Origin of the sequence: Halobacterium sp. MBLA0001 (assembly GCF_049705385.1) — an archaeon.
GTDB classification, from domain to species: Archaea; Halobacteriota; Halobacteria; order Halobacteriales; family Halobacteriaceae; genus Halobacterium; species Halobacterium salinarum.
In genome coordinates this window covers 180,645-200,042 of sequence record NZ_JBNAMQ010000007.1, presented here as the reverse complement: position 1 = coordinate 200,042, position 19,398 = coordinate 180,645, and the positions used below count along the sequence as shown (strand labels likewise).

Annotated in this window: 27 protein-coding genes and 2 tRNA genes; 17 read left to right on the top strand and 12 right to left on the bottom strand. The window is 69.8% G+C overall.

From position 1 onward, the window contains the following. Positions 1 to 4: 4 nt before the first annotated feature. Positions 5 to 985 carry a DUF5787 family protein gene (locus ACOZ32_RS02255; protein ID WP_424334897.1) on the bottom strand — a complete coding sequence of 327 codons (981 nt, stop codon included), beginning with the start codon at positions 983 to 985 and terminating at the stop codon, positions 5 to 7. A 122-nt stretch (positions 986 to 1,107) separates the two neighbouring features. Between ACOZ32_RS02255 and ACOZ32_RS02250 the strand changes: the two genes are divergently transcribed. The 10 genes from ACOZ32_RS02250 to rdgB are packed head-to-tail and all read left to right on the top strand — an operon-like array spanning position 1,108 to position 7,084. After that, positions 1,108 to 2,352: a translation initiation factor IF-2 subunit gamma gene (locus tag ACOZ32_RS02250; RefSeq protein WP_010903512.1), complete on the top strand. Its 1,245-nt coding sequence runs from the start codon at positions 1,108 to 1,110 to the stop codon at positions 2,350 to 2,352. Positions 2,353 to 2,356: 4 nt separating this feature from the next. Then, complete coding sequence (locus tag ACOZ32_RS02245; protein WP_010903511.1) at positions 2,357 to 2,740, top strand: hypothetical protein; 384 nt, start codon at positions 2,357 to 2,359, stop codon at positions 2,738 to 2,740. 3 nt (positions 2,741 to 2,743) lie between these two features. Continuing rightward, positions 2,744 to 3,316, top strand: coding sequence for a DNA-directed RNA polymerase (locus ACOZ32_RS02240; RefSeq protein ID WP_010903510.1), 573 nt, complete (start codon positions 2,744 to 2,746; stop codon positions 3,314 to 3,316). Further along, on the top strand, positions 3,317 to 3,514 hold the full coding sequence (spt4, locus tag ACOZ32_RS02235) for a transcription elongation factor subunit Spt4 (RefSeq protein ID WP_010903509.1): 198 nt from the start codon (positions 3,317 to 3,319) through the stop codon (positions 3,512 to 3,514). Between the two features lie 5 nt (positions 3,515 to 3,519). Then, a complete protein-coding gene (locus tag ACOZ32_RS02230) occupies positions 3,520 to 4,053 on the top strand; it encodes a GTP-dependent dephospho-CoA kinase family protein (protein ID WP_012289421.1) in 534 nt (177 codons plus the stop codon). Between the two features lie 55 nt (positions 4,054 to 4,108). Continuing rightward, on the top strand, positions 4,109 to 4,417 hold the full coding sequence (locus ACOZ32_RS02225; protein ID WP_010903507.1) for a 30S ribosomal protein S24e: 309 nt from the start codon (positions 4,109 to 4,111) through the stop codon (positions 4,415 to 4,417). Position 4,418: 1 nt separating this feature from the next. After that, on the top strand, positions 4,419 to 4,553 hold the full coding sequence (locus tag ACOZ32_RS02220; protein ID WP_010903506.1) for a 30S ribosomal protein S27ae: 135 nt from the start codon (positions 4,419 to 4,421) through the stop codon (positions 4,551 to 4,553). An 8-nt stretch (positions 4,554 to 4,561) separates the two neighbouring features. Beyond that, the gene (locus ACOZ32_RS02215) at positions 4,562 to 6,160 is read left to right on the top strand and encodes a bifunctional N(6)-L-threonylcarbamoyladenine synthase/serine/threonine protein kinase (protein ID WP_424334896.1); all 1,599 of its coding nucleotides are present in this window, start codon (positions 4,562 to 4,564) and stop codon (positions 6,158 to 6,160) included. A gap of 47 nt (positions 6,161 to 6,207) precedes the next feature. Further along, the gene (locus ACOZ32_RS02210) at positions 6,208 to 6,489 is read left to right on the top strand and encodes a DUF5808 domain-containing protein (protein WP_010903504.1); all 282 of its coding nucleotides are present in this window, start codon (positions 6,208 to 6,210) and stop codon (positions 6,487 to 6,489) included. Positions 6,490 to 6,529: 40 nt separating this feature from the next. Next, entirely contained in the window at positions 6,530 to 7,084 is a 555-nt protein-coding gene (gene rdgB, locus ACOZ32_RS02205; protein WP_424334895.1) for an RdgB/HAM1 family non-canonical purine NTP pyrophosphatase, read from the top strand. 10 nt (positions 7,085 to 7,094) lie between these two features. Here the strand turns inward: rdgB and ACOZ32_RS02200 are convergent, their stop codons facing one another. Further along, positions 7,095 to 7,568, bottom strand: a complete 474-nt coding sequence (locus tag ACOZ32_RS02200) for a DUF7384 family protein (RefSeq protein ID WP_424334894.1) — start codon at positions 7,566 to 7,568, stop codon at positions 7,095 to 7,097. Between the two features lie 81 nt (positions 7,569 to 7,649). Next, on the bottom strand, positions 7,650 to 8,417 hold the full coding sequence (locus tag ACOZ32_RS02195; protein ID WP_424334893.1) for a hypothetical protein: 768 nt from the start codon (positions 8,415 to 8,417) through the stop codon (positions 7,650 to 7,652). Between the two features lie 353 nt (positions 8,418 to 8,770). On the opposite strand from ACOZ32_RS02195, the gene ACOZ32_RS02190 reads away from it, so the two are divergent. Together ACOZ32_RS02190 and ACOZ32_RS02185 are read left to right on the top strand one after the other, a co-directional pair. Continuing rightward, complete coding sequence (locus tag ACOZ32_RS02190; protein ID WP_205251074.1) at positions 8,771 to 10,291, top strand: PAS domain-containing sensor histidine kinase; 1,521 nt, start codon at positions 8,771 to 8,773, stop codon at positions 10,289 to 10,291. A gap of 26 nt (positions 10,292 to 10,317) precedes the next feature. Then, positions 10,318 to 10,887 (top strand): response regulator, encoded by a 570-nt coding sequence (locus ACOZ32_RS02185; protein ID WP_205251905.1) that lies wholly within the window; start codon positions 10,318 to 10,320, stop codon positions 10,885 to 10,887. Here ACOZ32_RS02185 and ACOZ32_RS02180 read toward each other — a convergent pair. From ACOZ32_RS02180 to ACOZ32_RS02170, 3 genes are all read right to left on the bottom strand, one after another. Further along, a complete protein-coding gene (locus ACOZ32_RS02180) occupies positions 10,884 to 11,120 on the bottom strand; it encodes a hypothetical protein (protein ID WP_010903497.1) in 237 nt (78 codons plus the stop codon). The two genes, ACOZ32_RS02185 and ACOZ32_RS02180, sit on opposite strands and share 4 nt — an antisense overlap. A gap of 138 nt (positions 11,121 to 11,258) precedes the next feature. Continuing rightward, a tRNA-Thr gene (locus ACOZ32_RS02175) sits at positions 11,259 to 11,330 on the bottom strand. Positions 11,331 to 11,375: 45 nt separating this feature from the next. Then, a complete protein-coding gene (locus tag ACOZ32_RS02170; protein WP_012289417.1) occupies positions 11,376 to 12,041 on the bottom strand; it encodes a DUF7114 family protein in 666 nt (221 codons plus the stop codon). Between the two features lie 59 nt (positions 12,042 to 12,100). On the opposite strand from ACOZ32_RS02170, the gene ACOZ32_RS02165 reads away from it, so the two are divergent. Beyond that, the gene (locus ACOZ32_RS02165) at positions 12,101 to 12,775 is read left to right on the top strand and encodes an enoyl-CoA hydratase/isomerase family protein (protein WP_205251073.1); all 675 of its coding nucleotides are present in this window, start codon (positions 12,101 to 12,103) and stop codon (positions 12,773 to 12,775) included. Here ACOZ32_RS02165 and ACOZ32_RS02160 read toward each other — a convergent pair. Next, entirely contained in the window at positions 12,772 to 13,578 is an 807-nt protein-coding gene (locus tag ACOZ32_RS02160; RefSeq protein ID WP_010903494.1) for an NAD+ synthase, read from the bottom strand. The two genes, ACOZ32_RS02165 and ACOZ32_RS02160, sit on opposite strands and share 4 nt — an antisense overlap. A 130-nt stretch (positions 13,579 to 13,708) precedes the next feature. On the opposite strand from ACOZ32_RS02160, the gene ACOZ32_RS02155 reads away from it, so the two are divergent. Together ACOZ32_RS02155 and ACOZ32_RS02150 are read left to right on the top strand one after the other, a co-directional pair. Next, a tRNA-Gly gene (locus ACOZ32_RS02155) sits at positions 13,709 to 13,779 on the top strand. Positions 13,780 to 13,886: 107 nt separating this feature from the next. After that, positions 13,887 to 14,279 carry a hypothetical protein gene (locus ACOZ32_RS02150; RefSeq protein WP_424334892.1) on the top strand — a complete coding sequence of 131 codons (393 nt, stop codon included), beginning with the start codon at positions 13,887 to 13,889 and terminating at the stop codon, positions 14,277 to 14,279. Between the two features lie 40 nt (positions 14,280 to 14,319). Here the strand turns inward: ACOZ32_RS02150 and ACOZ32_RS02145 are convergent, their stop codons facing one another. Genes ACOZ32_RS02145 through ACOZ32_RS02130 form a run of 4 tightly spaced genes read right to left on the bottom strand, consistent with a single transcriptional unit; the run spans position 14,320 to position 16,467 of the window. Then, complete coding sequence (locus tag ACOZ32_RS02145) at positions 14,320 to 15,033, bottom strand: hypothetical protein (protein ID WP_205251071.1); 714 nt, start codon at positions 15,031 to 15,033, stop codon at positions 14,320 to 14,322. Then, complete coding sequence (locus ACOZ32_RS02140; RefSeq protein ID WP_010903491.1) at positions 15,030 to 15,275, bottom strand: DUF7577 domain-containing protein; 246 nt, start codon at positions 15,273 to 15,275, stop codon at positions 15,030 to 15,032. Before ACOZ32_RS02140 ends, ACOZ32_RS02145 begins: the two co-directional genes overlap by 4 nt. A gap of 26 nt (positions 15,276 to 15,301) precedes the next feature. Then, positions 15,302 to 16,216, bottom strand: coding sequence for an acyltransferase (locus ACOZ32_RS02135; protein ID WP_205251070.1), 915 nt, complete (start codon positions 16,214 to 16,216; stop codon positions 15,302 to 15,304). After that, positions 16,213 to 16,467 (bottom strand): hypothetical protein, encoded by a 255-nt coding sequence (locus tag ACOZ32_RS02130; protein WP_205251069.1) that lies wholly within the window; start codon positions 16,465 to 16,467, stop codon positions 16,213 to 16,215. The genes ACOZ32_RS02135 and ACOZ32_RS02130 overlap by 4 nt, the downstream gene beginning before the upstream one ends. An 88-nt stretch (positions 16,468 to 16,555) precedes the next feature. Between ACOZ32_RS02130 and ACOZ32_RS02125 the strand changes: the two genes are divergently transcribed. Beyond that, the gene (locus tag ACOZ32_RS02125; RefSeq protein WP_205251068.1) at positions 16,556 to 17,614 is read left to right on the top strand and encodes an aldo/keto reductase; all 1,059 of its coding nucleotides are present in this window, start codon (positions 16,556 to 16,558) and stop codon (positions 17,612 to 17,614) included. A 37-nt stretch (positions 17,615 to 17,651) separates the two neighbouring features. Continuing rightward, positions 17,652 to 17,822: a hypothetical protein gene (locus ACOZ32_RS02120; protein WP_205251067.1), complete on the top strand. Its 171-nt coding sequence runs from the start codon at positions 17,652 to 17,654 to the stop codon at positions 17,820 to 17,822. Positions 17,823 to 17,882: 60 nt separating this feature from the next. Here the strand turns inward: ACOZ32_RS02120 and ACOZ32_RS02115 are convergent, their stop codons facing one another. Next, positions 17,883 to 19,361: a heme-binding protein gene (locus ACOZ32_RS02115; protein WP_010903487.1), complete on the bottom strand. Its 1,479-nt coding sequence runs from the start codon at positions 19,359 to 19,361 to the stop codon at positions 17,883 to 17,885. Positions 19,362 to 19,398 lie beyond the last annotated feature (37 nt).

The window sequence follows — 19,398 nt, the reverse complement described above, 5'->3', positions numbered from 1 at the left end:
CGGCTCAGAACTGGTCGAGGCCGGCCTGCCGGTGGCGGCCACCGGCGTCGCGCTCCCAGCGCGTTCGGCGCTCACGCTCGGCGTCGAGGGCGACCGCCGGCGGATCCGCGTCGGCGAACCCCGGACAGTCGGTGCCACACTCGCGTGCCGGGTCGACCACCCGACCGAAGTGCTCGCAGTACGGCAGTGTGACACCGCCGTCGCCGGTCGACGCACGGGCGCAGGCCGGCAGGTCGAACGTCCGCCACCCCTTGCCGTGCGCGCGCTCGGCGATCTGTCGCCGCTGGCGCGCCTTCGCCGCGCCACTCACGGGCCGCACGTCGGTGCGCGCCGCGTGCTCGTCGAGCACCTCCAGGCCCGGGCCGGCGGCGTCGAGGCGCTCGGGCTCCCGGACGATCCGGATCGGTCGCTCGCGGTCGAAATCCACGCGCCACACCCCCACCGCGTCGGGCAGCCGGTTCAGGTGCGCGCCAGTGACGTGTGATTCGGTCGCCACCACGGCGTAGTCGAGCACGCCGAGGCTGGCGTCGTGGCGCAGCTGGCGGGACAGGCCGCCCGGCCGCTCCAGGTCGGGTTTGTTCTCCACGCCGACCAGGCCGCCGATCCACTCCGGGTAGCGTGTGGGCTGGCGGACGACCTGCTGGCCGTCCCGGCGTGTCACGTCCAGGAACCCGGTTTCGGCGCCCGCGTCGGCGACCGCTCGCGCGCGCTCCGGCGGGCCGTCGAACACCCGTGTCACGCGTTCGTACGTCCCGACGGGGACGGGCGCGTCGAGCACCGCACGCGGGATGGTGTCGCTGGTGAGCGCCATCCGGGCGTCGAACGCCGGCCCCGGCAGCACGCAGACGGCGTCCACGATGCGCCCGCCGGCGGCGTGCACGCTCGTCCCGAGTTGCCGGGCGACGACGCCCGCCTCCCCCACGCCGGGCACTCCGTCGGCTTCGAGGTGCGCGCACAGCCGCAGTTCGAAGGCGTACTCTCGCACGGCTACCCCCGCGTACGGCACCCGTTCGGGAAACCGTTGCCCATGGGGTTCCGGCGACGACTCCGTAACAGTAGGTTTATCAGTCGCTCGGGGCGAAATTCACGCAAGATTACTCTGTGAACATGGCAGACGAACACCGTCAACCGGAGGTGAACATCGGACTGGTCGGCCACGTCGACCACGGCAAGACGACCCTGGTCCGCGCACTCAGCGGTGAGTGGACTGACCAGCACTCCGAGGAGATGAAACGCGGGATCTCCATCCGCCTCGGGTACGCCGACGCCACGCTGCGTCGGTGCCCTGACTGCGACGAACCGGAGTGTTACACGGTCGCGGAGACGTGCCCCGAGCACGACACCGCCACCGAAATCGAGCGCACAGTCTCGTTCGTTGACGCCCCCGGCCACGAGACGCTGATGGCGACGATGCTGTCGGGCGCCGCACTGATGGACGGCGCGGTGCTCGTCGTCGGTGCCAACGAGCCGGTGCCCCAGCCCCAGACCGAGGAGCACCTCATGGCGCTGGACATCATCGGCATCGAGAACATCGTCATCGCACAGAACAAAGTCGACCTCGTCGACGCCGAGGAGGCCCGACAGAACTACGAGGAGATCCAGGCGTTCGTCGAGGGGACCGTCGCGGAGGACGCGCCGGTCGTCCCGGTCTCCGCCGAACAGGAGATCAACGTCGATCTCGTTATCGACGCCCTCCAGACGGAGATCGCGACCCCCGACCGCGACCCGAGCGCCGATCCCCTGCTGTACGCCGCGCGATCGTTCGACATCAACCGCCCCGGAACCGAGTGGGGCGGCCTCCTCGGCGGCGTCATCGGCGGCAGCCTCGTGGACGGCGAACTGGAAGCCGGCGACGAACTCGAACTCCGCCCCGGCCGCGAGGTCGAGGAAGGCGGGAAGACGGAGTGGCGGCCGGTCACCACGGACGTCCGCAGCCTCCAGGCCGGCGGCGAGGACGTCGACAGCGCCAGCCCCGGTGGCCTCCTGGGCGTGGGCACGGGCCTCGACCCGAGCCTGACGAAAGGCGACGCGCTCGCCGGCCAGGTCGCCGGGCCGCCCGGCAGCCTGCCGCCGACGTGGGAGTCCTTCGAGATGGACGTGGATCTGCTCGAGCGGCTCGTCGGCGCGGCCGACGGCGAGCAGATCGACGACATCTCGACGGGTGAGCCGCTGATGCTCACGGTCGGCACCGCCACCACTGTCGGCTCGGTGACGAGCGCGCGCGACGGCGAGTGCGAGGTCGCACTCAAGCGGCCCGTCTGTGCGCCCGCCGGCGCGAAGATCGCGATCAACCGTCGCGTCGGCGCGCGCTGGCGACTCATCGGCGTCGGGACGCTGACGGAGTCCGAGTAGACGCATGCAGGCGGTCGCCATCGACACCAACGCGTTGTTGTTGCCGGCCACGCAGCCGCTCCGGCTCTTCGAGGAGCTCGACCGGCTGCTCGGCGACTACGACGCCGTTGTCCCCCAGGCGGTCCACGACGAGCTCGTGGCGCTCGCGGCGGGCGCGGGAGAGACGGCGTCGGCGGCCAGCGTCGGCGTGGATCTGGCGACCGACCGGTGTGGCACGCTCCGGACAGACGTATCGTATGCGGACGACGCGCTCCACGCGCTTGCGGTGAGTGAGGACGTGGACGCGGTCGTGACGAACGACGGCCCCCTGAAAGAGCGCGTGCTCGACGCGGGCACACCGGTAATTCATTTACGGGGCCGGACGCAACTCACCATCACTCGACCATAGAAGATGTACAAGCGAGCACGGCTGAAAGACACGATAGAGGTCCCCCCCGAGTATCTCGGGGCTGTCGGTCCGGACCTGGTGAAGCGGCTACTACAGGACAAACTCGAAGGACGCATGGACGAAGACGTCGGCAGCATCGTCACCGTCACTGAGGTCCACGACCTCGGTGAGGGCGCGGTGTTGCCGAACCGTCCGGGCGTCTACTACGAGGCGGAGTTCGACGCGGTGACGTTCGAGCCCGAGATGCAGGAGGTCGTCGACGGCGAGGTCGTCGAAGTCGTCAGCTTCGGGGCGTTCGTCGGCATCGGCCCGGTCGACGGGCTGTTGCACGTCTCCCAGATCAGCGACGAATACCTCGCGTTCGACGAGGAGAACCAGCAGCTGGCGTCCCGGGAGTCGAATCAGGTGCTCGGAACGGGTGATTCGGTGCGGGCGCGCATCGTCACGAAGAGCATCGACGAGCGCAACCCCCGGGAGTCGAAGATCGGCCTGACAGCGAAACAGCCCGGCCTCGGAAAGCACGGCTGGCTGCAGGCCGACCGCGAGCAGGCCGACGCGGCAAGCGAGGGCGAGTAGATGGCGTCGAATCGCCTCGCGTGCCACGACTGCCACCGGATCGTCGAGCCCGACGAGGAGATGTGTCCGTACTGCTCGTCGAACAGTCTCACCGAGGACTGGGCGGGCTACGTGGTGATCACCCACCCCGACACCTCGGAGATCGCGGACAAGATGGAAGTGCATGAGGCCGGCGAGTTCGCGCTGAAGGTTCGGTGAGGACGGTGTCGGAGACGGACGCAGCGGCGACGCTGCCGGCCGACGCTCGGGACGCGTTCAAATCCCCCATCGGGCCCGTGTACACGGACGCGGCGGCGCTGCTGGCGGACGCCACGCCCCCGATCATTGCGGTCGGTGACGTGGTGACGTACCACCTCGTCGATGCCGGGCAGACGCCGGCCGTGGCGGTCGTCGACGGGCGCACCGAGCGTGACGCCGTTCGGCCCGCCGTTCGGGACGCGATCCCGGAGCCGGATCTCACCGTGGCCAGCGAGCCGGGGACGGTGTCGGTGTCGCTGGTGCGCGCGCTCGTCGACGCCATCGCGGACGCCGACGCCACCGTGGTGTCCGTCGACGGCGAGGAGGATCTCGCTGTTGTCCCCGCAGTGCTGGCGGCGCCCGCCGACGCCACCGTGGTGTACGGCCAGCCCGGCGAGGGAATGGTGCGGGTGCCCGTGACCGACGCGGGGCGCGCGGAGATGCGCGAGCGCGCCGACCGCCTGGAGACGACGGCGGCGTTCTGGCGACTCGTGGACTGATGCGGCGTTCGAAATGCTTTTACAGATTTCCCGCGCAAGTACGTGTTAACTGACCATGGAAATCGAGATTCTGGGGCAGGAGGACAATCCCCTGCTTCACCGGACGGACGTCCAGTTCAAGATCGTGCACGACGACGCCACTCCGTCGCGGCTGTCCGTGCGCGACAGTCTCGCGGCGAAGCTCGACAAAGACTCCGAGGAAGTCGTCGTGCACGAGCTCGACACGAAGTTCGGCATGCGGAAGACGCGTGGCCGGGCGAAGGTGTACGACTCGCCGGCCCAGGCCGCCGAGGTCGAACACGATCACATGCTCGAACGAAACAAGATCGGCGCCGACGACGCCGACGCCGAGGAGGCCGAGTAAAATGGCGCGCGGTGACTACTACAGCGACGACGGCACGACGGACAAGGAGATGTGCCCGCGCTGCGGGGACACGTTCCTCGCGGCCCACGACGACCGCCAGGTGTGTGGGCGCTGCGGGTACACCGAGTGGGAGTAACGGTATAGATGCGCGTGCTCGGCGTCGAAGGGACAGCGTGGTGTGCGAGCGCGGCGCTGTACGACGCCGACGCTGCTGCTGATTCTGTCGTCATCGAATCCGACGCGTACCAGCCCGACAGCGGCGGCATTCATCCCCGCGAGGCCGCCGAACACATGCGGGAGGCGATCCCCGCAGTCATCGAGACGGTGCTCGGGGCGGCCGACGGCGACATCGACGCGGTCGCGTTCTCCCGCGGGCCGGGCCTGGGGCCGTGTCTGCGCATCGTCGGATCGGCGGCGCGCGCGCTCGCTCAGGCTCTCGACGTGCCCCTCGTGGGCGTCAACCACATGGTTGCGCACCTCGAAATCGGCCGCCACCAGTCTGGGTTCCAGCAGCCCGTCTGCCTGAACGCAAGCGGCGCGAACGCCCACGTGTTGGCGTACCGCAACGGCCGGTATCGCGTGCTCGGGGAGACGATGGACACCGGCGTCGGGAACGCCATCGACAAGTTCACGCGCCACGTCGGCTGGCAGCACCCCGGCGGGCCGAAAGTCGAAACGCACGCCCGGGACGGCGAGTACACCGCGTTGCCCTACGTGGTGAAGGGCATGGACTTCTCGTTTTCCGGGATCATGAGCGCCGCCAAAGACGCCGTCGACGACGGCGTGCCGGTGGCCGACGTCTGCCGGGGGTTGGAGGAGACCATGTTCGCGATGCTGACCGAGGTCGCGGAGCGCGCGCTCGCGCTCACCGGCCGGGACGAACTCGTGTTGGGCGGCGGCGTCGGCCAGAACGACCGGCTGCGGGGGATGCTCGAAGCGATGTGTGCGGCCCGCGGGGCGTCGTTTCACGCGCCCGAGCCGCGGTTCCTGCGGGACAACGCGGGCATGATCGCGGTGCTCGGCGCGAAGATGGCGGCCGCCGGGGCGACGATCCCCGTGGCCGACTCCGCGATCAACTCCCAGTTCCGCCCCGACGAGGTGTCGGTGACGTGGCGCGACCCCGAGTCGCCGGCACGCGACCCGGGGGCCGACGCCGTGCGCCAGGGCGCCGAAGCCACCGTCACGTTCGCCGACGACGCCGTGATCAAGGAGCGCGCGCCGAAGGCCTACCGTCACGACCGCCTCGACGACCGCCTGCGCCGAGACCGCACCGTCCTGGAGGCCAGACTGACCAGCGACGCCCGCCGGCAGGGCGTTCCGACGCCGCTCGTCCGCGACGTCGACGTGCCCGCGGCGACGATCACGCTCCAGCACGTCGGGAACGCCGACCTCCGGGACGCGCTCTCGCCCGCCCGCGTTCGCGCCGTCGGCCGGCATCTCGCGACCATCCACGACGGCGGGTTCGTGCACGGCGACCCGACCACGCGCAACGTGCGCGTCGGCGCCGAGCGCACGTTCCTCATCGACTTCGGGCTGGGGTATTACACCGACGCCGTCGAGGACTACGCCATGGACTGCCACGTCTTCGAGCAGAGCCTCGTCGGCACCGCCCCCGACGCCGACGCCCTCGTTGCGGCCTTCGAGGACGCCTACGAGGAGGCCGCCGCCAGCGGGCGCGTGCTCGACCAGCTGCGCGCCGTCGAGGGCCGGGGGCGTTACCAGGACGACCCCGAGACGGCGTAGTCCGGGCGCTCCCAAACTGATATGTCCGCCGCCGCCGAAGACGGCGTATGGTCGAGAAACCCACCAGCGGCAGCCTGTTCGGTGTGCCGTACAACTTCGAGCGTCCGAAACTCTCCGCGATGCTGTCGGCGTACTGGCAGCCCGGCGAGGGCATGCTCGTCGAGAAGCCGTTCGGGATCGGGTACACGTTGAACCTCGCGAACTGGCGGTCGTGGATCGTGCTCGGCGTCGCGGGCGTTCTGCTGTGGCAACAGCAGGGCAGCGACGCCGCCAGTGAGGACGCCGAGTCGGCCGTCGACGACGCCGTCGAAGTCGTGGTCGACGACTAACCGACGCCATCTTCTCCCCGCAGCCCCACCGCTGGCGTACATGTCTACGCTCCGGTTCGTCACGACGAACAGCGGGAAGGTACAGGAAGCCGCGTCCTACCTCGACGGCCTCCGGCGGGTCGAACAACTCGACTACGATTACGCGGAACTCCAGTCCGATGACCTGGCGGCGATCGCCACGCACGGCGCCCGAGAGGCCTACCGGGAGACCGACGACGACACCCCGGTTATCGTCGACGACGCGGGGCTGTTCGTGCGCGGTCTGTCGGGGTTCCCCGGGCCGTATTCGGCGTACGTCGAGGACACGCTCGGTATCGAGCGCGTGTGGGAACTCGCCAGCGATCTCGACGACCGGCACGCCGCGTTCCGGTGCGTGGTGGCGTACACCGACGGCGACACCGTGGAGACATTCACCGGGGCCGTCCAGGGGACGATGGTTGCGCCGCGGGGCGACGGCGGCTTCGGTTACGATCCGATCTTCGAACACGACGGGACGACGTTCGCGGAGATGCCCACGGACCGGAAGAACGCGCTCAGCCACCGCGGGCGCGCGCTCGCGACGTTCGCCGACTGGCTCGCCGAGCGGGCGAACTGAGCCGGGCGGACTACGCGCGTGGGTCGCGGTCGGGACCGGGGTAGTCGCCGCCCACGACCACCGGGTACAGCGACGCCGGATCGAACAGGCGGGCGAACGCCCGCGGCGATTTCACGCTCACGGAGACGCGGCCGGTGAGCGCCGCGCCGGTGGCCGCCGACTGGAGGTCGTCGTCGTGGGTGAGCACGTGGGCGGCGCCGCCGCGCATGGCGGCCGCGAGCGCGGGCTGGTCGCCCTCGGGGTGTTCGACGGTGGTCACGCGGTCGGCGATGCGGCCCCGCCAGTCGGCCGCGAGCGCGTCACTACCCAGGGCCGCGATCACCGCCTGGGCGTCGTCCAAGAGGGGCGTGCTGGCGACCAGTGTCACCCAGTCGTGGGCGCGCACCACGTCCAGCGCGGCGCGCGCGTGCCCGTCGACGAACACGTCCGCGGCGAGCACGTCCGCGTCGGCGGCGACCGCCGCGGGGTCGGGGTTACTCGCCACGGCGTGCGTCGAGTTCCGCGTGGATGTCAGCGCGCGATACGTCGGCGTCGGCGCCGCGCTCGAAGAGGGTCTGCCAGGCTGTCATTGTGTTGTGGCCATCAGCTGTCGCACGTTCGCCCGGTAGTCGGCGGGCGTTAATCCCAGATCGATGTCGATGGTGATAGTGATTGCGTCCGAGAGCTCTCGGGTCGCCGTCTTGGTGTAGTTCTGTGCGGGGTACGCGCCCCCGGCAACGACGACGTCGTCGCCCTCGTTCCACACCGCGAGGTCCCCAGCAACCGCGATGCCTCCGGCGTCGATGGTGACGGTGTCGCCGCCGGTCTCGTACTCGATGTCACCGACCCGGTAGTCGCCCTGGAACGTCGCCATCGCCGGCTCTCGACCGGTTGCGGTCGTCAGCGTCTCCACGCCGGTCTCGGTGATGTTCGTCACGCCGCGGTCGCGCATGCGCCGGCGGAACTGGCTGCGGGCCTGTGCCGTGGTTTTGTCGAGGACTTCCGCGCGGCCGACGTTCCCCGGCAAGTCGTTCAGTGGCGGGTCGAAGTTGATGTGTGATGCGGTGAAGACGCCGAGCGTGGCGTTGACCCGCCCGCCGGTGTCCTCGGCGACGGCGGCCGCGAGTTCGGCGTTCCGGTACGTCAGCGTGACCGCCTTCCCCGCCACCTCGACCGGACCGTACGACTCCGAGAACACGGTCTCTTCGCTGCGGTCGGCACGCTCCCAGCCGCCCGCGTCCAAGGCGTCGCTCGACACGTCCGGCGGCGCGACGGTCCCCACCGCAGCCGAACATCCCCCCAGGATGCCCAGCCCGGCAGCGCTCACTCCCCCGATGAAGCTGCGACGATGCATACACCGCGTCGGGGGTTCGGCTGTATGCATGTTGTGGCCAGTTTAGCCGCCGGCGTGGCTGTACATTACGATCACCCACCAATACATACGTTTAGTTACATTTCGTCGTATTTCCAGTCCGATCGCTGACGTTCTCACGCGGCTGTCTTCCCGTATTTCGCGTATTTCAGACTCTGGGCTGTCGTCTGTCTGACGTGGATTTATGGGGGGTCGCAGTGTAGGACTCAAGCGGACGCGCGACCCCCTCCCTCCCCCCGCGCGTCCAACACTCTCCCACTCCCGCTTTTGGCGACGACTGCATCGACACGCACCGCTGTCCGTAACTTTACAACCATCCAGCACCCACTCCACCCATGGCCGCCCCCGGGCCGTCCGCCGACACTGATACCGGTCTCGACGCGCTCGTCGACGACGCCGGGTTTTTTCGCTCGCTGGTCGAACACGGCTCGGACGCGATCGTCACCATCGACGACGACAGCACCATCCGGTACGCCAACCAGGGCGTCCACCGCGTCCTCGGCTACCGCCCCGACGACCTGATCGGGGACTCGCTCACGACCATCATGCCACCGCGGTTCCACGACGCCCACTTCGACGCCGTCGACCACTACCTCGAAACGGGGGATCGCCGACTCGACTGGAACGCCATCGAAATGCCCGGCCAGCACGCCGACGGCCACGAGATCCAGCTGTCCATCACGTTCGAAGAACACGTCCACAACGGGGTCCGCGCGTTCTCCGGGATCATGCGCGACGTCTCCCGCCAGAAAGCCTACGCAGCCACGCTCGAATCGCTCCAAGACATCACGCACACCCTCATGCAGGCCCGCACCCCCGGTGCCATCGGCGACCACGTGGTCGGAGCCGCCGTCGACATCATCGGCTTCCCGGTGGCGTCCCTGTACCGGTGTGACGACGCCACCGGCGTGCTCCGACCGGTCGCGCAAAGCGACGCCGCGGCGGCGCTGTTCGCGGACCCACCCGCCCTCTCAGCGGGCTCGCTCGCCTGGCACGCCTTCGAGACCAACGACTCGGCGGTCTACCACGCCGACGCGGACGCCACCACCCCCGTCCACGACCCCGACGGCCCCATGACCGCCGAGTACGCCGCCCCGCTCGGCGAGCACGGCGTCCTCCTCGTCGGGGACACCGACGACGTGGCGTTCGACGACCACACCAGCCGCCTCATCGAACTGCTCGCCGCGAACACCCAAGCCGCACTCGAACGCGCCACGCGCGAAGCCGAACGCGAACGGCAGAACGAACAGCTCGAACGGTTCGCCAGCATCGTCTCCCACGACCTCCGGGATCCACTCCAGACCGCCCGCGCCACGGTCGCACTCGCAAAGGCCGGCGACGACGACGCGCTGACGGATCTCACCGCCGCCCTCGACCGCATGGACGCGCTCATCGCGGACGTACTCACGCTCGCGAAACACGGCCAGACGGTCGGCGAAACCGAACCCGTCCCCGTCGCGTCGGTCGCCGCCGACGCGTGGTCGACGGCCGGCGCACCCACCGCGTCACTGTCGACGGCCCCGGATCTGCCGACGCTCAACGCCGACCCCGAGCGCCTGCGCACGCTCTTCGAGAACCTCTTCGGGAACGCCGTCGCACACGGCGGCGACGACGTCACGGTCACGGTCGGCGCGCTCACCGGCGCTGACAGCGGCGGGTTCTTCGTCGCCGACGACGGCGACGGCTTCGGTGACACCGACACCGCACAGCTGTTCGACTACGGATACACGACCGACACCGACGGCACCGGCTTCGGCCTCAGCATCGTCCGCGACATCGCCACCGCACACGGCTGGACGATCGACGCAACCACCAGCGACAGCGGCGGCGCGCGATTCACGATCCACACACAATGACCGAGACACACCCCGACCAGTCCGAGATGCGCTCGACCGAGCCCGTCGTCCTCGTTGTCGACGACGAACCACGCGTCGCCGAAGCCTTCGCGCTCTGGCTCGAAGACGACTACGAGGTCCGCACAGCCACCAGCGGAGCGGCCGCACTGGAGGCCGCCGACGGCGACGTTTCGGTCGCGTTGCTGGACCGCCAGATGCCCACCATGACCGGCGACGAAGTGCTCGCCGCGCTCCGCGAGCGCGCCCTGGACATCCGCGTGGCGATGGTGACCGGCATCGACCCCGACTTCGACATCGTCGAGATGCCCTTCGACGAGTACATCCAGAAGCCCGTCGACGGCGACACCCTCCACGACGTGGTTGCGCGCCTGCGCACGCTCAACCAGTACGACGACTCCATCGACGAACTCTACCGCGTCACGCAGAAACTCGCCACCCTGGAAGCCCAGCTCTCGGAGCGCGCGCTCGCGGACAACGACGAATACCAGCGCCTCCGCGAGCGCAAAGCCACGCTGTCGGAGGCCGCCGACGCGGCACTCGACGCCGCCGGCACGTCCACCGACGCGCTGGGCGACGAGTTCGCGCGCCTCTTCTAGCCGAGCCGCGACAGCAGATCCTCGACGTACGCCGGCACCGCCACGTCCGCGAGGTCGCCGTCCGCGTTCCACGACGCCACCACCTCGTAGCTGCCGTCGCGCTCGACGTCCAGCTCCCACTCGGTGCCGTCCGCGTCGGTCACCTCGACGCGCGCGCCGCCGGACTCCAGGGGCCGCTGGGGCGCGATCTCCACCGTGTTCCCGTTGTAGGCTTCGACAGTTTCGGCGTCCATATCCGAGGGTACGTCAGCCCCACACTTGAGCGTTCAACGACGGCGTGTCACCTCACGAGGTCCCAGACCTGCACGTCGTCCCCGGAGCCGGTGGGTCCAGAGCCACGGCTACGCACTCGCTTCGTCGCCCGCAGGAAAAGCCTAGGCCGGAATTTGAATCCGGGGTCTCGTCCTTACCAAGGACGCGCTTTACCGCTAAGCTACCCAGGCACGCATTACGATTGAAGGTCCGGAAGTGACTTTATGCGTTTCGATTCAGCGCTCGATACCTGGCGGCGTGCCGACACGATCGTCGGACTGCACGGAGCCGACGCGCGCCATGATCTCCGCGACGCGCTCGGGGAGCGCGTCCGCGGCCGCCGGCAGCGGCTCGCCGTGGTTGTCCGCGAGGCCGACGAGATACTGCCGGAGCGCCACCGGCGGGTCGCTGCCCGTCGCGGACCCGCCCGCGATGGCCGCCAACTCGAAGACGTTGGCCTCCAGGCAGCGGTCGGTGGGCGCGCGGTCGGCGTGCCTGTCGGTCTGCTCGCGGCCGAACGCCCGCACTGTTTCGACCGCCTGGTCGGCGGCCTCCGTGCGCGCCAGCAGCCGGAAGCCCCGGGCGACCAGCACGTCCGCGGCGAGAATGTCGAGGTCGTCGCCGGGGTCGTCGGGTGCGTCGGCCGCCGTCCACGGCTCCGCGCTCACGAGGCCTCGCGTCACCCGGAGGCCGTCGTAGATGAGCTGCACGCCGGCCGCGCGCTGGGCGATGGCGTGCTCGTCGACAGCGCCGTCGACGACACGCGCGCTCAGCAGCGTCAACACCCCGGGAAGCATCGACGACGACACCACGTGGTCGTCGATGACTGTTTGGAGCCCGTCCGGCGTAACGTCAGTAATGGCCTCTCTGGCGGCTGCACGTGCCTGTTCGGCCTCCTCCATCACACCCGCCTAGCGGAGCGAACGGCAAAGACCTTTGGAAAGTACTACCACGTATTGGCATGCTCTCGATCACCGACGGCGACGCCGTCCGCGAGATCACACTCGACCGGCCCGACGCCAGGAACGCGCTCACGCGCCAGGGGGTGACGGCGCTGGCCGACGCAGTGACCGCGGCCTCCCAGCCGGTGGTCTACCTGCATGGAGCCGGCACGGCGTTCTGCGCGGGCGCGGACCTCGATGTCGTCGCGGACCTCGACGGCGACACGGGGGCGGCGTTCGCCCGCCGCGGCCAGCGAACCATGAACGCCATCGTGGACGCCGACGCCGTGGTTGTCGCGGGGGTCGACGGTCCAGCCCGCGGGGGCGGTGTGGAGCTCGCGCTCGCCTGTGATGTGCGCGTCTGCACGCCGGCCGCGTCGTTCGCCGAGACCGGCGTGACGCTCGGGCTGTTCGGCGCGTGGGGCGGCACGCGACGCCTCCGGCAGGCGGTCGGCACCACGCACGCCGCCGACCTCTCGCTGTCTGGGCGCACTGTCGACGCCACCGACGCCCGTGCGATGGGGTTGGTGTCCCGGATCGTCGAGGACCCGCGTGCGGTCGCCGACGAGATCGCTGCCAACGACCCCGACGCGCTGCGAGCGCTGCAGGCACTGCTGGGCCAGAACGGCAGCCAAGCGGCGACCGACGAACGGGAGGCCGCGGCGTTCGGCCGACTCCACGCGGAGCCGCGTTAGGGGGCCGGCGGCATCGCGCGCTTGTGTTTGCTGGCTCCGTAGAGGTCCCGGACGGTCTCGACCACCGACGGGTCGATGTCGAGGTGGGTGGCCGTCGCGCTCGCTGGGAGGCCGCCGTCGACGTGCACCGCGAGCACGGCGTCGATGGTGTCGTAGTCAACGCCGAGCTCCCCTGCGTCGGTCTGGTCGGCCCACAGCTCCGCGGTCGGGGCTTTCGTCACGAGGTCCTCGGGCACGCCCAGGTCGCGGGCGAGCTGTCGCACCTGCATCTTGTAGAGGTTCCCGATGGGGTTGCAGTCCACGGCCTGGTCGCCGTACTTGGTGTAGTAGCCGGTCATCGCCTCCGCGCGGTTGCCCGTCCCGAGTACGACACCGTCGCCGTGGTTCGCGACGAAGTAGTTGATCACGGCGCGCGTCCGCGCTCGCGCGTTCCCGACCGCGACTTCGTCGCCGGCCGCGTCCGGGAACACGTCGGTCAGCTGGGTCACGAACGGATCGATCTCCACGACGTCGTACTCGATGCCGAGGTCTTCGGCGACCCGCTCGGCGTCGCTCATGTTCTGGTCGCGGGACACCGCGCCCGGCATCACGAGCCCGTGGAGGGCGTCGGCACCGAGTTCGTCGACGGTGAGGTGTGCAACGGTTGTCGAGTCGATGCCGCCGGACAGCCCGAGCACGCAGCGCTCGGCGCCCGCCGCCGCGACGGTGTCTCGGATGAACGACTGGATGCGGTCGCGGCGCTCGGCGAGCTCGGCCGCGGAGAACCGCAGGTCGAGTGGCGAAACGGTGTCTGGGGCGCTCATCGTCTCTAGGTTTGGCCCGAGCAGTAAAATCCCCGCGGCTAGTCACTCGTCCGCACGCCGGCGTCCGCCAAACGCTACGTTGAAGTGCCACCACAGTCAACGATGGATCACCGCTGTTCGAGCGCGGCGCGCGCTGGTGGTCTAGTGGTAGGACATGAGCTTCCCAAGCTCATAGCCCGGGTTCAATTCCCGGCCAGCGCATCCTTCACGCGCCCGGTTCTGCCGGGCGCCGACTGACACCCGATAGCTGTGGCTGTGGCGGTCGCCCACGCCGGAACCCTCTTGTCGCGGGCGCTGGGAGGATCACCATGGCAGTTGACGCCAGCGCTGCCCGCGAGCACGTGTGCACCGCTCACGCCGACGTGCTCGCGGCCGTCGGGGCCGCTGCGGACGCCGTTGACGGAGCCACCGCGTCCAGTGGCCCCCAACTCGGCGCGGCCCTGGAGTCGCGGCTCACCGACCGCGGCGTGCTTGCGTCGCTGCCCGGGGTGCTTGCCGCGGCCGTGGCGGCGGCCGGCGGCGAGCTGCCAGCGGAGCCGGTGGCAGCACCGCCGTACGTCGTCGTGACGGGCCGCGGCCCGGTGTTGCGGGCGACACTCGACGCCGGCCGGTTGGTCGTCGAACTGCGGGTGTTCGCGCTCACCGACGCGAACCGCTACGAGCGCCGCGACGGGGTGGCCGTCGAGGCGTCCGTCAGGTAGCCGCGCACGGCTGCCGTGGGGCAGCCGAGACTGGGGGCGATCACCGCACCGCGGGATACGTGTCACGCTCGATCCACTCGCGGAGGCGGCTGGCTCCGGCGGTGTCGTATCGAAGGGGGCGACGCCACCACGGCCCCCGCCCGGAGTCCGCCGACCACTCGGTGACCGCTCGGTTCGCTTCAGTGCCCTGCGCCCCGCTCAACGGGACCGCAGTGTCGTACAGTCGCGAGGCGTCGGGGTCGCCAGCGAGCAGGACCGCGGCGTCGAAGGGGTCACGGTAGCAGTGAGCGTTCCCCGCGAACGCCGCCCGCTCGTCGGCCGACAGGGCTGCGTACTCGTCGCCGGGCAGCGGGTCGCGGGCGAGCGCGAACTCGCCGATGAGGTACGCCCCCCAGTCGGACGCCATCCAGGCGGCGGGGTCGTCGGGGGTGTCCAGCGTGCCGTAGAAGTAGACGTCGTCGCCGGCCGACAGTTCCAGCAGCGGCCGGGCTTTCAGGTCATGCGGGTCGCCGTAGGTGTACCGCTCACAGCACGGGTACTCGGCGAACGACGGATCGAGGTGCACGGGCGTATCCTGCAGGTCGGGCGGGACCGTGATCGGGAGATCGAGGTCGGCGTACGTCGGCACCGAGCCGGCGGTCGGTTCGGGCTCGGGGATGGGAACGTAGACGAACGAGCCGTCGGCTCGCAGCGGCCCGCGGAACCCCGGCTGGTTCGTGTTCGCGGCGACGTTGATCGCGACTCCTGTGGTCACGGCTGTAGTGACCGCACGCAGCGCCGACAGAAGTCGTATCCGGAGTCGTTTTCCGTGCCGCAAGCCGGACACGTCGCCGCGGTCGGGGTCGGGTCGTCGTCCGCGCGCTGGTTGGCGTCCCGGTCCGGGGGTTGTGGTGCCACCTCGGTGACACCGATGTCGCCGCGCTGGATGCGCCGCCACACCGCGATCTGGAGCACCGCAACCACGACCATCGCGAGCAGGAATGGCGCCCACTCCATGCGCCGTGCTACCACGGCCAGGCTCTTTAGCGTTCGCCCGGTGGCGAGCGGTCCCGCTGGAACTCGTCGTACACGGCGGCGTCGGCCGGCACCGCGTCGTCGAGTCGGCGCTCGGCCTGCCGGCGTTCGCCGCCCGCATCCAGGGGCGCGGCGACCGGCTCCCACCCCGGCTTCACGCGCACGCTCTCCGCGGGGCTCCCGACCGCAATGTGGTGGGCCGGCACGTCGCCCTGTACGACCGACCGGGAGCCGACGAGCGCGTTCTCCCCAACGCGGACCCCCGCCCGCACGAGCGCGCCCTGGGTCACCCGCGCGTCGGCACCGATCTCGGTGCGGTAGTTCGTCACGTCGGTCTGGTCGACCACGTCGTGGTCGTGCGTGTAGAGGTGTGCGCCGTCGCTCACGCTGGCCCGCGCCCCGACCACGACCTCGCCGCGGTCGTCGAGGTGCACGCCGTCGTGAACGACCACGTTGTCACCGAGTTCGATGTTGTGGCCGTAGGTCATCGTGATGCCCTTGAACAGCCGCACGTCCTCGCCGACGCCGGCGAACAGGTGGCCCGCGAGCATCCGGCGGAACGGGAGCGCGACGTCGACGTTGTCCGCCAGCGGCGTGGTGTCGAACTGCCGCCACAGCCACTGCAGGGGTTTCGAGCGCGCGAACGCCGCCTCGTCTTTCTCGGCGTAATACTCCGATTCGAGGCTGGCGTTCCGGGGGTCGAGGGTTGCCAGCCGCGCCGTCGCGGCCGGCCGGACGTCGTCGCCGTCCCGCCAGGCCTCGTAGGCGTCCCGCTCGCCGCGGAGGTCCGCGAGCGTCCCCGTGACGGCCGTGGCCAGCTCGTCGGGCGTCTCCGCGGCGGACAGCCGCTCGTCGACGCCCGACACGAACGCCCGACGAACGTCCTTGGCGTCCGCGGGCAGCGAGACGTGTCGCTTGGTCATGCCGTTCCGTGGGCCGCCAGCGGCATAGTGGTTTTCGTCCCGAAAGCTGCCGCCGCGACGGGTCTCGCTGGGAGCCAGTCGGTGGCTGACGACAGCAGCACCGCGGCGACGCCGGCGACCGCGAGCACGCTGACCAGCGACACGAGGGACTCCTCCCCGGCCGTCGTGAGTCCGAGCGAGACCACCGCGACGAGCGGTCCTACTCCCAGCACCGTCAGTCGGTCCAGCCTGCGTTGGAGGGCGTCGTCCATGCTCGTGGCTGTCGAATTCACGCGACGAAACCGTATCCCTGTCGCTGGAACCGTCGGCGCTAAGTGGCACAACACCCAACCCTGACACATGCAACATCGGGAGCTCGGTGACTCCGGCGTTGAGGTCAGTGAAGTCGGGTTCGGCGCATGGGTCGTCGGCACGGACTGGTGGGGCGACCGCGACGAGGACGACGCCCTGGAGATGGTCGAGTACGCCCTCGACCACGGCATCACGTACTTCGACACGGGCGACGTCTACGGCCACGGCCGCAGCGAGGAGCTGCTCGGGGAGGCGCTGGCCGAGCACGGCGACGAGATGACCGTCGCCACCAAGGTCGGCTACGACTTCTACAACAACCCGCAGGCCGGCCACGGCGAACTCCCCAAGGAGATGGGCGTCGACTACCTCCGGGACGCCGTCGAGAAGTCCATGGACCGCCTCGGCGTCGACCACGTCGACGTGCTGCAGCTGCACAACCCGGACGTCGACGAACTCACGCCCGATGTCCTGGATCTGCTTGACGACCTCCGCGCGGACGGCCGTGCCGACGCCATCGGCGTCGCGCTCGGCCCCTCGATCGGCTGGCTCGCCGAGGGCGATCACGCCATCGAGGCGGCCTTCGACTCCGTGCAGTACGTCGGCAACGTCCTCGAACAGGACGTCCACAACCACTTCGTCGACTCCGTCCGGGAGCAGGGCGCGGCCACGTCCCTGATCCCCCGCGTCCCGCACTCGTCGGGCCTCCTGAACGAGCAGGTCACCCCCGACACGGAACTCGGCGAGGGCGACCACCGCGGGTTCCGCCCGGAGGAGTGGTACGAGACCGGCTGGGAGAAAGTCGACGCGCTGCGCTTCCTCGAACGCGACGGCGAGCGCACCATGGGGCAGGCGGCCATCCAGTGGCTGCTGAGCTTCGACGAGGTCGCGACCGTCACGCCGACGTTCCGCTCGAAAGCAGACATCGAGGCGTGGGCGAGCGCCTCCGAGACGCCCGCGATCAGCGACGCGGAGCGCGAGCGCGTCGCGGAGCTCTACGCGGACAACTTCGGCGTCGACCGCTTCGACGGCATGGAGAAAGAAGACTACCGCACGAGCGTCGACGGCGACGATCTCCGGGACGCAGGCATCCTCGGATCGGCCGACTGATCCCAACCTATATTCTGTGTGGGACTGAACGCCCGGTGTGCCTGACTCCACCGACCAAGTCACACCGCGGTCGCTGTCCGCCGCCGACCGGCTGGCCCTCGGTGCCCTCGTGCTCCTCTACGTGAGTGCGGGCCTGGACCTCCTGCCGGCCGGCACGGTCGCGGTCAACATGCTGTTGGTGATCGGTCTCCACCGGATCGTCTCCTGACGCTCGCTGTCGAGTGCTCCCGTGGGTACCACCCGGACAGTGGTCGGGGTGCGCGGTTCCTTACGCGAGGAAGACGTGGCGCGGGCGGTCCGCGAGCACGTCGCGACCCCAGTCGACGGTGTCCCCGAAGTCGTCGCTGCGGAAGAACGCCATGGCGTCCTCCTGGGAGCGCCACTGGCTGGCGATGAACATGTCGTCGTCGTTCTCGACGTTCACCATCAGATCGGTGTCGAAGTGGCCGTCCATGTCCGCGAGCACGCCGGCGACGGTGTCGAACTTCTCGACGAACTCCGCGGTGTGTTCGGGCTTGGTCTCGTAGAACATGCCCATCGTGCCGAACCCGGACTCCTCGCCGGCGCGCTCGACGACCTCGGGCAGGTCGGCGAGGAAGCCGGCGGCGGTGTCGGCGGCGCTGGCGGTGTCCCAGATGGAGACCACTGCGCGCCGGTCGGCCTCGTGGCCGTCGTAGACGGCGGTTTTCACGTGCGTGTCGTAATGCTCGAAGTTCCCCCGCAGCCCCTCGACCTCCTCGAAGAGGTCGTCGGCGCCGGCTTCCGAGTACAGCACCGTCGCGTAGACGTCCTCGCCGTGGGGCTGGCCGGCGTAGATGTCCTCGTCGGCGAGTTCGCCGCGGATGCCGTCGTCGGCCTCGTCGCCGGTGCTGTGGTGGTGCTGTTCGCCGTCGTCGCCGTCGTGGTGGTCGGAGTCACCGTGGTGGTGCGTACGCTCGCCCTCACCGTGGGCGTCCGCCCCGCCCTCGGGGGCGGGCACTCTCTCGCCGGCCATGAACGCCGGCAGATCCGCGGGCGGGAACCGGCGGCCGACGAAGAAGTCGCCGAACGCGCCGTACTTCGCGGACACTTCGTCGAAGCGCATCTCGTAGACGATGTCCTTGATGTCGGTGAGGTCGTCGGCGAACAGCGTCACCCCCCACTCCATGTCGTCGAGGCCCACCGAGGACGCGATGACCTGGCTGACCTTCCCGGCGTACTGCTTGCCCAGGTCGCCGTGGACGTCCATCATCTCCGCGCGCTCCTCGATGGGCAGGTCGTACCAGTTCTGCTCGGGCTGGCGGCGCTTGCTCATCGGGTAAAACGAGACGTACGTGTCGTCGGGGATCTCCGGCGTGAGCTTGCTCTCGAAGTACTGCCGGAGCCCGTCGTCGACGGAGTCGGGGTCCTCGAAGTAGTCGGGCGCGGTGTACCCCGAGATCTCGACCACGGAGACGTACGAGTGCGCGCGCTCGGTGTACTCGGCGAACGCGGTCTGCTCGAAGGCCCGCTGGATCCGATCCAGTTCGTCGAGGCTCTCCCGGAAGTGCACGAACAGCAGGTCCGCTTTCTGTCCGGTGATCGAGAACACGCCCGACTCGCCCTCGTCGGCGTCCGCAAGCGCCTCGCGGTCCGCGAGGAACGACGCCGCGTCGTCGAGGGCCGCCGTCCGATCCCGCTCCGGCGCGTCACGCCATGCATCCCAGTCCACGGTGTAGCAGTCGTGGAGCACGAACCATCCCTCGTCTGTCGGCGGAGCGTCTGCCATACATCGGCGTTCGAACCGGGCGTAGAAGGGTTTTCCC